The 14,423-nt window shown below is 54.0% G+C and carries 14 protein-coding genes; 10 read left to right on the forward strand and 4 right to left on the reverse strand.

The genetic code is table 11. The features are described 5' to 3' along the window. Positions 1-57: 57 nt before the first annotated feature. The 4 genes from ACEVJK_RS02600 to ACEVJK_RS02615 form a co-directional block, all read right to left on the reverse strand. Positions 58-843 (reverse strand): amino acid ABC transporter ATP-binding protein, encoded by a 786-nt coding sequence (locus ACEVJK_RS02600; RefSeq protein ID WP_186852815.1) that lies wholly within the window; start codon positions 841-843, stop codon positions 58-60. A gap of 12 nt (positions 844-855) precedes the next feature. Beyond that, positions 856-1,497: an amino acid ABC transporter permease gene (locus ACEVJK_RS02605; protein WP_147570857.1), complete on the reverse strand. Its 642-nt coding sequence runs from the start codon at positions 1,495-1,497 to the stop codon at positions 856-858. A 93-nt stretch (positions 1,498-1,590) separates the two neighbouring features. Beyond that, positions 1,591-2,493 (reverse strand): transporter substrate-binding domain-containing protein, encoded by a 903-nt coding sequence (locus ACEVJK_RS02610; protein ID WP_340405278.1) that lies wholly within the window; start codon positions 2,491-2,493, stop codon positions 1,591-1,593. Between the two features lie 340 nt (positions 2,494-2,833). Further along, positions 2,834-3,034 (reverse strand): alpha/beta-type small acid-soluble spore protein, encoded by a 201-nt coding sequence (locus ACEVJK_RS02615; protein WP_147570859.1) that lies wholly within the window; start codon positions 3,032-3,034, stop codon positions 2,834-2,836. A 495-nt stretch (positions 3,035-3,529) separates the two neighbouring features. Here ACEVJK_RS02615 and ACEVJK_RS02620 point away from each other — a divergent pair, with 495 nt between their 5' ends. The 10 genes from ACEVJK_RS02620 to ACEVJK_RS02665 all read left to right on the forward strand — a co-directional run bounded on the left by ACEVJK_RS02620 (position 3,530) and on the right by ACEVJK_RS02665 (position 14,393). Continuing rightward, a complete protein-coding gene (locus tag ACEVJK_RS02620; protein ID WP_240286938.1) occupies positions 3,530-5,479 on the forward strand; it encodes a DUF4118 domain-containing protein in 1,950 nt (649 codons plus the stop codon). Positions 5,480-5,760: 281 nt separating this feature from the next. Next, entirely contained in the window at positions 5,761-5,838 is a 78-nt protein-coding gene (gene kdpF / locus ACEVJK_RS02625) for a K(+)-transporting ATPase subunit F (protein ID WP_081692053.1), read from the forward strand. A gap of 36 nt (positions 5,839-5,874) precedes the next feature. Next, the gene (locus tag ACEVJK_RS02630) at positions 5,875-7,698 is read left to right on the forward strand and encodes a potassium-transporting ATPase subunit KdpA (RefSeq protein WP_374739907.1); all 1,824 of its coding nucleotides are present in this window, start codon (positions 5,875-5,877) and stop codon (positions 7,696-7,698) included. 15 nt (positions 7,699-7,713) lie between these two features. Next, positions 7,714-9,774: a potassium-transporting ATPase subunit KdpB gene (gene kdpB / locus ACEVJK_RS02635; RefSeq protein WP_147570861.1), complete on the forward strand. Its 2,061-nt coding sequence runs from the start codon at positions 7,714-7,716 to the stop codon at positions 9,772-9,774. A 15-nt stretch (positions 9,775-9,789) separates the two neighbouring features. Next, on the forward strand, positions 9,790-10,473 hold the full coding sequence (gene kdpC, locus ACEVJK_RS02640) for a K(+)-transporting ATPase subunit C (protein ID WP_186852818.1): 684 nt from the start codon (positions 9,790-9,792) through the stop codon (positions 10,471-10,473). 29 nt (positions 10,474-10,502) lie between these two features. Next, positions 10,503-11,384, forward strand: coding sequence for a hypothetical protein (locus ACEVJK_RS02645; protein WP_374739908.1), 882 nt, complete (start codon positions 10,503-10,505; stop codon positions 11,382-11,384). Between the two features lie 157 nt (positions 11,385-11,541). Beyond that, positions 11,542-11,739, forward strand: a complete 198-nt coding sequence (locus ACEVJK_RS02650) for a hypothetical protein (RefSeq protein WP_243200987.1) — start codon at positions 11,542-11,544, stop codon at positions 11,737-11,739. A 123-nt stretch (positions 11,740-11,862) separates the two neighbouring features. Further along, positions 11,863-13,197, forward strand: coding sequence for a TrkH family potassium uptake protein (locus ACEVJK_RS02655; protein ID WP_147570864.1), 1,335 nt, complete (start codon positions 11,863-11,865; stop codon positions 13,195-13,197). A gap of 26 nt (positions 13,198-13,223) precedes the next feature. Further along, the gene (locus tag ACEVJK_RS02660; RefSeq protein ID WP_147570865.1) at positions 13,224-13,874 is read left to right on the forward strand and encodes a TrkA family potassium uptake protein; all 651 of its coding nucleotides are present in this window, start codon (positions 13,224-13,226) and stop codon (positions 13,872-13,874) included. Positions 13,875-13,907: 33 nt separating this feature from the next. Continuing rightward, complete coding sequence (locus ACEVJK_RS02665) at positions 13,908-14,393, forward strand: LysR substrate-binding domain-containing protein (protein WP_374739909.1); 486 nt, start codon at positions 13,908-13,910, stop codon at positions 14,391-14,393. Positions 14,394-14,423 lie beyond the last annotated feature (30 nt).

Below are 14,423 nucleotides of genomic sequence, written 5' to 3' on the forward strand. Positions count from 1 at the left end.
TCCCCAAAAACAGAGGAGGGGCACAGCCGCGGCTGTGCCCCTCTTCTATTTTTCCATTCAGCTCTCCGCATATCGGGCAAGAAACTGGCGGGTCCTCTCCTGCGCAGGGTGCTCAATGACTTGGCGGGCAGGTCCCTGTTCCACGATGACGCCCCCATCCATAAAGATGACCTGGTCAGCCACATCCCGAGCAAAGGCCATCTCATGGGTGACGATGATCATGGTGGTCTTTTGCTCCGCCAGGGAGCGGATAACCTTCAACACCTCGCCGGTGAGCTCCGGGTCCAAGGCAGAGGTAGGCTCGTCAAAGCAGAGAATATCCGGCTTGAGAGCCAGCGCCCGGGCGATGGCCACCCGTTGCTGCTGGCCGCCGGAGAGCTGGTGGGGATAATGGCCAGCCCGGTCGGCTAACCCCATCCTGCCCAACAGTTCCCGGCCATCTTTCTCAATCTGGGCGTAGATCTCCTTTTTTTTCTCCTTAAAATCGGGACGTTCCCTGGCCAGAAGCTGGCTGGCTAGGGTCACATTTTCCAGCGCGGTGTATTGGGGAAAGAGGTTAAATGACTGGAAAACCATCCCAAAGTGGAGCCTTTTCTTGCGGATCTCGCTCTCCCTCTGGGTAGAGGGGTCAGCGGCGTCAAAAAGGACCTTATCCTGGACCAGGATCTGTCCCTGATCCGGGGTTTCCAAAAAATTTAGGCAGCGTAGCAGCGTGGTCTTTCCGCTGCCGGAGGAGCCGATGATGGCTAGGGCCTGGCCCTGCTCCAGTTCGAAGCTGATGTCCTCCAGCACACGGGTGGCCCCAAAGTGCTTTTCGATATTCTTGACCTGTAAAACAGCCATTTCAGCGCCTCCTCATCTGAAGTAATCCAGCTTTTTCTCTGTCCGGCTCAACAGAAATGTGACCAGTCCATTGAACACCAGGAAAAACACACCGGCATAGAACAATGGCCAGATCATAGCCTTGTTTCCAAACTCCTTCGCCATGGCGATGACCTCTTTTACCATGATAAAGTTAGCCAGAGAGGTGTCTTTGATCAGGGTGATGATCTCATTTCCCATGGGCGGGACGATGCGCTTGATGACCTGGAGGAGCGTGACGTGGTAAAAAATCTGGCCCTTTGTCATGCCCAGCACCTGTCCAGCCTCCTGCTGCCCTCTGGGTACGCCCTGGATACCGCCCCGGAAAATTTCTGAGAAATAGGCCGCGTAATTAAGCACAAAGGCCAGACAAGCAGCCGTCATCCTGGGAAGCATATGTCCAGGATTCAAAAAACCGGGCAAATAATATACAATGGCCAGCTGGAGCATCAGTGGGGTGGAGCGCATCAGATAGACATACAGCCGGGAGACCCCGCTCAACGGCTTCCAGCGACTGATGGACCCAAAGGACACGATCAGCCCTAGCGGCAGCGCCAGCAACAGTGTCACGAAGAATATCTGGCAGTTGAGCAAAAAGCTCTTCCCCAGCATGACGTTCACAGTCTGAAAACTCATGTTCTCTCTCCTTTGCCTTCCCATCAAACACAGCACAGGGCAGGAGGGATCGCTCCCCCCTGCCTTGCGGTCTGGTCGCCGTGTCTTTTCTTTTTACTGATTGGCCAGCAGCAGTTCAGCCAAGTCATATTTCTCAGCCAGGGTATTCAAAGTGCCGTCCTCAATGAGCGCCTGCATGGCCTCATTGACCTTCTCAGCCGCATCGGAGTCTTTGCGGAAGCCGACGCCGTACTCCTCCACGGACAGCTGCAGATCGGGGATAATCATCAGATCGGAGTAGTCCCCCTGGCCCACCATAGCGCCGGCCAGTACAAAGTCCAGTACGGCGGCGTCGGCGGCGCCAGTCTTGACTTCCAGAAGGGTGTCGGTCTGCTTGGCAGCGGAGATGTACTCAGCCTGCTTTAGACTTTCGTCTGCACCCTCGCCAATGATGGCGGCCTCACCGGCAGAGCCGGCCTCGGCCTCCACTGTCTTACCCACCAGGTCGGCGGTGGACGTATAGACATCGGCGTTGTCGGAGCGAATCACCACCACCTGGTAGTTCTTGATGTAGGGATCAGAGATGGTCAGAGCCTCCTGCAGCTCAGGGGTAATGGTCATGCCGTTCCAGATACAGTCGATGGTCTGGGCCTGGAGCTCCATGATCTTGCTGTCCCAGTTGATCTCCACAAACTCAGGGGTGACACCCAGCTTCTCGCAGACGGCGGTGGCAAACTCAGTCTCAAAGCCAGTCAGCTCGCCATTGTCGTCAAAATAATTCATGGGTTCAAAATAGGTAATGCCGATCTTCATCGTACCGTTGCTCTCGATCTTAGCCCAGTCGGAGTCCGCCGCGTCCACAGAGCTGTTGTCCCCCTGCTGGCTTCCAGAGCTGCCATCCGAGGCAGAGGCATTGGAGCCGGACTGGCTGGACTGGTCCTGAGCGCCGTTATTGCCGCAGGCGGCCAGAGACAGGCACATGGCCAAGGCCAAAACAAGAGAAAGAGTCTTTTTCATAGTTATGTATCCTCCAATTCTTTCAGCAAACCCCAGGGATCACTCCCTGTGACACTTTCGCATTTTAGCACGCTAATGCGATATTGTAAAGAGGAAAATGAAAAATTTTTTTGATTTTCTTTTTTGCCAAACGCTCTCCTTCCTCTTTCCGGAAAAAATATCACCTTCCACAAGATAAGGGGGCCGGACGGCCATCCCCTTTGTTGGAGGAAAACTGTCACGGGAATGAGGTCGTTCATCCTCATGTCCAACTGACAGTGCTCCTCCGAGAGATAAACCGCCCGGCCCCTGATCTGCGTCACTCAAAAGGCGCTCATAATCTGTCCCAATGTGGACCAGATTACTTCATGCCGTTCTCGTAGGACTCGATCATCTTCTTGACCATCTGGCCGCCCACGGAGCCAGCCTGCTTGCTGGTCAGGTCGCCATTGTAACCCTGCTTCAGGTTGACGCCCACCTCGTTGGCAGCTTCCATCTTAAACTTGTTCATCGCTTCACGGGCATTAGGCACCATAATTTTATTGCTGTTGTTACTAGACATGATTCCTCTCTCCTTTTACTGTTTGACTGTTTTGGTTTGGATGGAACATCCACGCATATCATTTCCCCAGCCGGATCAACTATACCTGTATCATCTTTCCTTATCCAGGCAATTTTCCTGAAATATCCTTTCCTCTTATGATTGCTTAAATAAGCAAATTTCTCTTTTAGCGTACACCGCACAACTGACAAATAGCTGCACGCGATACTTTCCTATTTCTCTTGAAGGATAAAACGCCAACCACAAAATATTGCCTCTATACAATCCAACTGGAGCACACAAACTTCGGAGAGACAATCCATTTTTATTTTTTGCCTAGCTCTTTCCGCCAAAATACTCTTAATTGGCTATATCCTAAGCCCATCTTAATATCAGATATACACTCCTTAATAACGCAATAATGTCTGGCATGATAGGATAGCAAAATAGAAAATGATTTCCAGAATAAATCGGAGGGGAAGTGAAGTTCACATGGTTTCAGGGAAGGACAATCCTTTGCATGATGGAGGGAACCTGGTAGCTTCCGGTCAATTAAAAATATTTTTCGGCTATGCCGCCGGGGTGGGCAAGACCTATGCCATGCTGGAGGCGGCTCACCATGCTAAACGGGAGGGCATTGACGTGGTGGTGGGCTATGTAGAGCCCCATGCCAGACCGGAGACTCTGGCGCTGCTGGATGGGCTGGAGGTCCTTCCCACTATGGAGACGGACTACCGTGGGATCAAGCTGCGGGAGTTCGACCTGATTGGAGCGCTTGACCGTCACCCACAGCTCATCCTGGTGGACGAACTGGCGCACAGCAATGTCCCAGGATGCCGCCATATGAAGCGGTATCAGGATGTGGAAGAACTCCTCCAGGCGGGCATTAACGTCTACACTACCGTGAATGTCCAGCATCTGGAGTCCTTAAATGACTTGGTTTCCTCCATCACAGGCGTTGTGGTGAATGAGCGAATCCCCGACTATGTATTTGACCGGGCCAGCCAGGTGGAACTGGTGGACATCGAACCCTCCGACCTAGAGAAACGTCTGAGAGAGGGGAAGATCTACCGTGCACAGCAGGCAAAGCGGGCATTGCAGAATTTCTTTACTACGGAAAATCTGGCTGCCCTGCGGGAGATTGCCATGCGCCGGACCGCAGACCAGCTCAACCGCTCCGCGGTGAGCAAAGGGAAAGAGAAAAGCGCCAAGGCGGGCGAACATATCCTGATCTGCCTGTCCTCCGCCCCGTCAAACGCAAAGGTGATCCGAGCCGCCGCTCGGATGTCAGAGGCATTCCACAGCGGGTTTACGGCACTGTTTGTCCAGACGCCGGAGACCAAGGAGCTGTCTGGGGAAAATATTAAACGCCTGCGGAGCAACCTGCGCCTGGCGGAGCAGCTAGGCGCTCAGATCGCCACTGTTTACGGTACCGATCCGGCGGAACAGATCGCGGAATATGCCCGGGTCAGCGGAGTGACGAAGATCGTCATGGGCCGAATGAACCACAAACAGAACCCCATCTTGCGGAAAAAGAGCCTGGCCGACCGCCTGATTGAGCAGACAGACCTGGATGTCTATATCATCCCTGACAGGCAGCCGATCTATAAAAGGCCGATGCAGAAGGTCCGGCGGTCAAAGGAACGATTCTCCATTCGGGACTTGGGGACTACTCTGCTTTGCTTGCTTCTTGCTACGGCGCTTGGCTTCGGATTTTACCAGGCCGGCTTCAGCGAGTCCAATATCATTACCGTCTACATTCTCGGCGTGCTGCTGACTGCAGTCTCCACCAACGGGCACCTGTACGGCGCGGCTAGTTCTCTTATCAGTGTCGCAGCCTTCAATTTTTTCTTTACAGAGCCACGCTTCTCCTTTCAGGCCACCGACCCCAGCTATCCTGTGACCTTCCTGATCATGCTTACCTCCAGCATTATTGCCAGCTCTCTGGCCAGCCGGGTGAAAACGCAGGCCAGTATGGCGGCGGAGAAAAGCTATTACACGGAGTTGTTGCTGGAGAGCAGCCAAAAGCTGCAGACTGTCCGCACGGAATGGGATTGCCTGCGCCTAACAGCGGAACAACTCAGCCGGCTGTTTGATAGACCCGTTCTTTATGCTTTGAGCAGCCCAGAGACGGAACTGAGTTTTCGGATCGAGCCAGCGGACGAACAGGCACTGGTAGCAGGGCTGAGTACGGAAGATATCGGTGTGGCCAAGTGGGTACAGAAGAACAACAAGCACGCCGGAGCTACCACCAACACGCTGCCTGACTCCAAATGGCTGTTTCTGTCCGTGCGTGGTACCCGTGGGCCCATGGGAATCGTGGGTATCCCCATTTCCGGTTATCCTGTGCCGGATGCCTTTGAGAAAAACCTGATGATCGCTATCCTTGGCGAGTGCGGACTCAGTCAGGAGCGTATCCGCGTGGAATCGGAGCAGACCTGGGGAATGGACCGCTCACAGGAGTAATTTCTTAGAGGACAGTGCAGCCAATTTTTATTTTCTGTTAATACGAACGTGGAATCCTTAATCCTCGCTTTTTATGGATTGCAGTATCCTATGGAGGTAATTTGAGGCTGACAAACACTAGCTGTCAGCCAGAAGAGAAAGGAGAAATGATTGAATGATGGACATTTTCATGATAGGGACTCTGGCGGTCAGTTTCGGTCTGGTATGGCTCTTGATCCGCTGGTGCCAAAAGCAGTTGGATAACCCGGAATCCTAAATCTCACGGAAAGGAGAGCAAAACTGTGATTGCACTTGGAATTATCGTTCTGCTGCTGGGCGCCTATCTCGTTTACGCGCTGGTGCACCCGGAGCGCTTCTGAGATGCCTAATACCGCAGAAAATAGGAGGAATACGATATGTTGCAGCTGGCGCTGACAATTATCATTTTTCTGATTATTGTCATTCCGGTTGGACGGTATATGTATCATATCGCCACATGGAACCACACCTTGGCCGATCCGGTCTTTGACCGCCTGGACGGCGTTATTTACAAAATTGGCGGCGTAAATCCCCATCAGGGCATGAACTGGAAACAGTACGCCTTGGCCCTGGTGGGGACCAACGCGGTCATGGTGGCCATCGGCTACCTGATCCTGCGTATTCAGAGCGTCGGGATCTTCAACCCCAACAACATTGGCAACATGGAGCCGACTCTGGCGTTCAACACCATCATCAGCTTCATGACCAACACGAATCTACAGCATTACTCCGGCGAGTCCGGACTGAGTTACTTAAGCCAGATGCTGGTCATCATCTTTATGATGTTCGTCTCTGCCGCCAGCGGCTACGCCGCTTGCATCGCGTTTATCCGCGGGCTGACCGGCAAGACCAAAGATGATGTGGGCAACTTTTTTGCCGACCTGACCCGCATCACCACCCGTCTGTTGCTGCCGTTCTCCATTGTGGGCGGCCTGTTGCTGGTGTGGCAGGGCGTGCCCCAGAACTTTGATTCCAACGTCGTGTTGAATACTCTGGAGGGCACCTTCCAAACCATCGCCATGGGCCCCATCGCCGCCCTTGAGATCATCAAGCACTTGGGCACCAACGGCGGCGGCTTCCTGGGTGCCAACTCCTCCACTCCATTGGAGAACCCCACCATTATTTCCGACCTGATTGAGCTGTACTCCATGATGCTCTTCCCCGGCGCCTGCGTCATCACCTTCGGCAAGATGGTCCGCGGCCGCAGGAAGAAAGATGACAAGGACGACGATGATAAGAATTCGCCTAAGGGCGGCGCTTCTGGCGGTCAGTTGTCTACCACATCTTCCGCTGGCACATCTCATGGTCCCCGCCTGAACGACCACAGCCTGACCGCTGCCATCTACGGCTGGGAGGGCCGCACGATTTTCCTGGCTATGGGCATCATCTTCCTGGTTGGTCTGAGCGTCTGCTATTGGGCCGAGCTTCAGGGCAACCCGGCGCTGGCCAAGATTGGCCTGAGCCAGTCCATGGGCAGCATGGAGGGCAAGGAAGTGCGCTTCGGCATCGCGCAGTCCGCCATGTTCACCACAACTACCACCTCGTTTACCACAGGCACCGTCAACAACATGCACGATACCTTGACCCCCCTGGGCGGCATGATCCCCCTGCTGCACATGATGCTCAACGTGGTCTTTGGCGGCAAGGGTGTTGGACTGATGAATATGATTATGTACGCCATCTTGGCGGTGTTCATCTGTGGGCTGATGATCGGCCGCACGCCCGAGTACCTGGGTAAGAAGATCGAGGGCCGGGAGATGAAACTCACCGCGCTGTGCATTATCATCCATCCCTTCCTGATCCTGTTCTTCTCCGCCCTGGCGGTTTCCACCTCCGGAGGTCTGGAGGGGATCACCAACCCAGGCTTCCACGGCCTGAGCCAGGTGCTGTATGAATATTCCTCTTCCGCGGCCAACAACGGTTCCGGCTTTGAGGGCCTGGCAGACAACACCTACTTCTGGAACATCACCGCAGGCTTGGCCATGTTCTTCGGCCGGTATCTCTCCATCGTCATTCAGCTGGCCATCGCCGGCTCCCTGATGCGCAAGCGGTTCGTCAACGAGACCGTCGGGACCCTGCGTACGGATACTCTGTCCTTCGCTATGATCCTGGTGTTCGTAGTCTATATCTTCGCAGCGCTGACCTTCTTCCCCGCGCTGGCACTTGGCCCCATCGCAGAGCATCTGACCCTGTGGGCCTAAGGAGGGCGTTTTCATATGAGTAAGAAACAAAACAAGAAATTTATCACCCCGGAGATTCTCCGGGGGGCGGTGAAGGGCGCGTTTGTCAAGCTCAATCCCCGCTATATGATGAAAAACCCCGTTATGTTCGTGGTGGAGATTGGCTTCTTCATTACCCTGCTGCTCTCCTTCTTCCCCGGCCTGTTCGGGGATGTGGACGCGGCCTCCCTACGGATTTATGATATCATTGTGTGCGTCATTCTCTTTATCACCGTTCTGTTTGCCAACTTCGCCGAAGCCGTGGCCGAGGGCCGCGGCAAGGCCCAGGCGGCCAGTCTGAAAAAGACGCAGAAGGACACCGAGGCTCACCTGCTCCATGAGGACGGCAACGAGAGCATCGTCCGTTCCAGCGAGCTGAAGAAGGGCGATGTGGTCATGGTGGTGGCTGGCGAAGTCATCCCCGGTGACGGCGAGGTCATCGAGGGTATCGCCTCGGTGGATGAGTCCGCCATCACCGGCGAGTCTGCCCCTGTGGTCCGGGAGAGTGGCGGCGACTTCTGCTCAGTCACCGGCGGCACTACCGTGGTGTCCGACTGGCTGAAAATCCGCATTACATCTGAGCCGGGAAACAGCTTTTTGGACCGGATGATCGCTCTGGTAGAGGGTGCCTCCCGCAAAAAGACCCCCAATGAGATTGCGCTGAACACCCTGCTGGTATCTCTGACCATCATTTTCCTGATTGTGGTGGTGACCATGTACCCCTTCGCTGTGTACAGCGGTGTGCAGATCCCTGTTTCCACCCTGATTGCCCTGCTGGTATGCCTAATCCCCACCACGATTGGCGGCCTGCTGTCCGCCATCGGCATCGCGGGTATGGACCGGGTCACCCGCTTTAACGTTATCGCTATGAGCGGTAAGGCGGTAGAGGCCTGCGGCGACGTGGACACCATGATTCTGGATAAGACCGGCACCATCACCTTCGGCAACCGTCTGGCGGCCGACTTCTTCCCGGTGGAGGGGGCCAACCGCAGCGACCTGATCCGCTGCGCCGCCCTCACCAGCCTCCACGACGAGACCCCCGAGGGCAAGTCCACGCTGGAGCTGGCCCGCCGGCTGGGTGACAGCAGTGAGGAGACCACAGGCTCTGTATTCATCGAATTCACTGCCCAGACCCGCATGAGCGGCGTGGATCTGCCCGACGGCACTAAGATCCGCAAGGGCGCCAGCGACGCCATCGAGCAGTATGTAAAGGAAAACGGCGGCAGGATTCCTGCTGACCTGCACACCCATGTGGAGGAGGTCTCCTCCCTGGGCGGCACCCCCCTTGTGGTGTGTGAAAACAATAAGATCTTGGGTGTCATCTATCTGAAGGATACAGTAAAGCCCGGCATGGTGGAGCGATTCCAGCGGCTGCGCGCCATCGGCATCAAGACGATCATGTGTACCGGCGACAACCCCCTGACGGCAGCTACCATCGCCAAGGAGGCCGGCGTGGACGGCTTTGTCGCAGAGTGCAAGCCGGAGGACAAGATCGCCCTGATCAAAAAGGAACAGGCTGAAGGCAAGATCGTAGCCATGACTGGTGACGGCACCAACGACGCCCCCGCTCTGGCCCAGGCTAATGTGGGTCTGGCCATGAACTCCGGCACCACCGCCGCCAAGGAGGCGGCCAACATGGTGGACCTGGACAGCGACCCCACCAAGATCTTGGAGGTGGTGGAGATCGGCAAGCAGCTGCTGATTACCCGCGGCTCTCTGACCACCTTCTCCATCGCCAACGACATCGCAAAGTACTTCGCTATCATCCCCGCCATGTTCCAGTTGGCTATCCCTGAGCTGAACGTGCTGAACATCATGGGGCTGGCCAGCAACTACAGCGCCATTCTCTCCGCCCTGATCTTTAACGCCATCATCATCCCCTGCCTGATCCCCCTGGCCATGAAGGGCGTCAAGTACCGCCCCATGTCCTCTGGAAGAATGCTGGGCCGGAACATGATGATCTACGGCGTGGGCGGTGTGATTGCCCCCTTTATCGGCATTAAGGTCATCGATATGATTATCGCTCCGCTGCTGACTATGATTGGCTTTGGAATCTAAGGAGGGACCTGAACTATGAACGAGACAAAATATGGTATGGGCCACAATATCCGTCAGGCCTTCCTGGTTACGGTGGCGCTGCTGGTGCTGTGCGGCCTGGTGTTCCCGGTGCTTCTCAGCGGCCTGTCCGCCTTGATTTTCCCCAGCCAGGCCCAGGGCACTCTGGTAATGGCGGACGGCGTGGCAGTAGGCGCCAAGAATGTGGGGCAGGAGTTCACTGAGGACTACTTCATGTGGAGCCGCCCCTCCGCCTATCACTACAACACCTACTATGAGGAGGATACCGACGGCGACGGCCAGGTAGAGCAGTATTACAACGACGGCTCCGCGTTTGCCGGCCTGAGCTCCGGCTCCAACAACTACGCCCCCTCCAACCCCGCCCTTGCCGAGCGTGTGGAGGCCGACATTGCGGCCTTTCTGGAGAAAAACCCTGGTGTCAGCCGCGAGGACATCCCCACTGATCTGATGACCGCCTCCGGCTCCGGCCTGGATCCCCACATCTCTCCCGCCTCTGCCGATGTTCAGGTCCCCCGCATTGTAGAGGCCTCTGGCCTCAGCGATGAGCAGGTCCGTCAGATAATCGCCGACAATACGCAGGACAAAACACTGGGCGTATTCGGCGAGGAGACTGTCAATGTGTTGGGCGTCAACCTGGACATTGCCCTGGCCATGGGCCTGGTGAGCGAGGTCAACCACTGAGCGCCTTTCTTCAGAGAGGATAGACTGGTATGGAAGTTCACTTTGAAAAAATGGCTGAACGCCGATTTGCACCGCAGACCATGGCCACCGACGAGAGTCCAGCCATGCTGGTAATTTGCCTGATTCGGTCCCTGAAAAACTGGTTCGGGCAGTCCAGCAGGACTCAAACAGATGGCAGCCAACTGCAATTCGGTTATGAGCTGCTGGATCTCCCAGTTCAGGAATTTGCGGAGACCTTCGGCCCGTTGATCTATGAGATCCAGCGGGTGTGGCCGGTCCAGGCCTTTGGCCTGGGCAGCCAGGATGAACTGGTCGGGCTGTCCTTTCCCAACGATGGCAAATCGGCTGTTGTCCGGCAGCACAGTATCTCTGGCCTCTGGTACAATGAGCTCCGGGACCTGTATCTTTGCATTCAGTTCCCGGATCCTCAGACAGCGGAGTGTATGTCCCGGCTGCTGAACGCGGCGGAATATGATATGGAGGCTGTGGCGCTGGAGTGGAAGTACGCCGACTTCTTGGAGCAGCAGAAGCTGTGCCGGATCGATCACACACTTTCCTTTTGTTATGTAATCTTGCAGGAGGCGGAGGATCAGAGCCGGACCGGCGTGTATCTGTCCGCTTTGACGGCCCAGCAGAAATGTCAATTGTGGCGCACATTTTTGGAGAAGGGGCTGCCGCAGCCTGAATTTGAATGGCTCCGCAATGCTTTGCTTCAGGGCGATATTCCAAACTGGATCGAGTGGCATCTCGCGCTCTATCGCGTTCTCGAGGAGCTTGGTATTCGATTCCTGTGCCGGGATGGGCAGTTTGTACTGCTGGATCGGCAGGGAAAGAAGCTCTACTTTGGCATAGACCACGGTAATTCCGCAGCACAGGTATTGATGAAGGTGCTCTTCCCCCTCAGGCGTTGAGCGGCTCCCTTCCGCTCTCGTTGATATAGCCGGCGGCCAGTCTGAATTCATTCGGCTGGCCGCCGACCTCTTATTGTACCCTTAATGCCACAAAAGGTTTCTTTTCCCCACTTTTAACTCCACGGGATTATGATAGGGCCTGCAAGGAGGGATTGCTATGATGTCCGCAATGAAAAAACGTCTGCACCATTTTAATGCTTGGTTTGATGCGTCTTTGGAACAGTTTATGCTCCAACACAAATTGCTGGGCTTTCTGACGGTTTTTATTGGGATGCCTCTTTTTATATTGGCTGCGGTATTTATTTGTACAATTGGTATCGTCCTACCGATGGCATGGATTTTTGGAGTGATGTAACACAATGGCGATGGCCTTAATATTCCTTTAATGCCAAGGCAGATATGCTAACGCTTCATTAAGACTAAGTGTGGATAATATTGCTTAAGAAGATATAAAGGCATATTAAGAGGGTTAAGGCTTATGTGGCAAATTTTCCATAAAAATAACACATCGCCGTTTCAAATTATTATCATAGGATTCTCCCTCGTAATCCTGCTTGGAAGCCTAATGCTAATGCTTCCCATCTCGACTCAGTCTGGTACCACTACTTCGTTCTTGGACTCCCTGTTCACTGCGACCTCCGCTGTCTGTGTGACAGGACTGGTGATCCATGATACGGCGACCTACTGGTCAGAGTTTGGGCAGTTTATCATCATTTTGTTGATTCAAATCGGCGGATTAGGAGTTGTGACCGTGGCGGGCGCGTTCTCCATCCTCTCTGGCCGCAAGATCGGGCTTATACAGCGGAGCACCATGCAGGAAGCTATTGCGGCGCCTAAAGTGGGTGGAGTCGTGCGTTTGACGGGGTTCATCCTCAAAACAGCCCTGGTGGCGGAGATGGTAGGGGCGGCTGTGATGCTTCCTACGTTCTGGAGGGAGTTTGGTCTGGTAAAGGGGGTTTGGTATGCTCTGTTCCATTCCATTTCTGCCTTCTGCAACGCTGGATTTGATTTGATGGGCATTAAAGCCCCCTTTTCTTCCTTAACGGATTACTCGGACAATCCAGTGATTTCCCTGACTATCCCGTTGCTCATTATTATCGGGGGTATTGGCTTCTTAACCTGGGACGATATCAGGACAAACCATCTACATATTTCTCGATACCGAATGCAAAGCAAGGTGATTTTGACTGTCACTTGTGGACTGATCTTAATTCCCAGCATCTACTTTTACTTCTTTGAGTTTGCACAAGCCCCTCTGAAAGAACGGCTGCTTCTATCTTTCTTTCAAGCGGTTACGCCCCGGACTGCCGGATTTAATACGGCGGATTTGAATGCGATGAGTGAAAGCGGCCAGTCCATTATAACAGTTCTTATGCTTGTTGGCGGCTCCCCCGGTTCCACCGCCGGCGGCATGAAAATCACTACCTTAGCCGTTCTGCTGGCCAATGCCATGGCAGTTTTTCGACGCAGTGAGTTTCCTCACTTCTTTAACCGCAGAATTGCCAGGGAAACTGTATCTCAGGCAGCGACGATTTTCATGATGTATCTTACGCTGCCCCTGGCGGGCGGGTTGATCATCAGCCGGCTAGAGGAGCAGCCCATTCTGGACTGCCTGTTCGAAACGGCTTCCGCTATCGGAACAGTAGGCCTTTCTCTGGGGCTGACCCCGCAGCTGCAGACCGCTTCCCACCTGATTTTGATTGTATTGATGTTTTTCGGGCGGGTAGGCGGGCTCACGCTGATTTTTGCTACCCTGTCCAATACACAACACTCCAGCGCCAGGCTCCCGCAGGAGCACATCACAGTAGGATGAATCTGTAAATAAAAGAGGACGAAACAATGAAAACAATTCTGCTGATTGGTTTGGGCCGCTTCGGCCGACATATCGCAATCAAGCTGCATGAGTTGAACCATCAAGTGATGGTAGTGGATCAAAATGAAGATCGGGTAAACGCGATACTGCCCTATGTGACCAACGCCCAGATTGGGGACAGCACCAATGAGGAATTTCTTGCGTCCCTTGGGGTGTGTAACTTTGATGTGTGCATCGTGGCCATTGGGGATAACTTTCAGAGTTCTTTGGAGACCACATCCCTTCTGAAAGAATTAGGGGCAGTAAAGGTAGTGGCTCGGGCTACACGCGACATTCAGGCCAAATTTCTGCTTCGCAATGGGGCGGATGACGTGGTCTACCCCGAAAAACAAATGGCGATTCAGACCGCAATTCGGTATAGCTCAGACAATATATCGGATTATATCGACTTAGGTGATAACCACGCTATGTTTGAAATCGGCGTCCCCAAGAGCTGGGTCGGGAAAACGATCGGACAGTTGGACGTACGTAAGCGGTATCATGTGAGCATCATGGCGATTAAGCAAAATGGAAAGTTCTCCATGACGGTCATAACCCCAGAAACGTGTCTGCCGGCAAACTGCACCATGCTGATTTTGGGTACGCACAAGGATATTCAAAAGTGTTTCCATATATAGGACAGCTTCCTTGCGGGAAAGGATGAATTTGTGATGGAAGGTGTGGTTTTATTTGGCGGATTTCTGGCGATTGTACTGTTTGGCTATTTCCTGGCAGGAAAGCTGGACTGTTTTCTGAACAGCGTCCAGCCTTCCACACAAGCGAAGGGGGACTCCTGTTCTTTAAAGATTGCCATATCAAATCCCTGTGCTTTGGCGCCGGTTGCAAGAGCCCTAAAGGAACTGCAGGGGCAGTATCCGGATATAGAAATCAAGATGTACATGGGGAAAGAATGGGAAATTATGAGAGATCTTGAGTCCGGAGTTACCGACATAGCAGTAGTTTCCGCTGAAGCGGAAGACAGCGGCCAGACCCACAGTGCCTGCTTTATATGCTGCCCCCAGCCGCTTTCCGTCGATGGCATGACACTGATGCCCGCAGATACGGAAAATCAGCGGCAAAAGCTTCTTTGGAAAGACATCCAATCTCCCATCCCCATTCAAAAACTTGTCCAGCGGCTTTGCGGAAGAAGTGACTGAAATGTGTTATAATAAGGCCGTTGGAGGTGA

This window comes from Flintibacter sp. P01028, assembly GCF_041925235.1.
In the GTDB taxonomy this organism is placed as follows: Bacteria; Bacillota; Clostridia; order Oscillospirales; family Oscillospiraceae; genus Lawsonibacter; species Lawsonibacter aceti.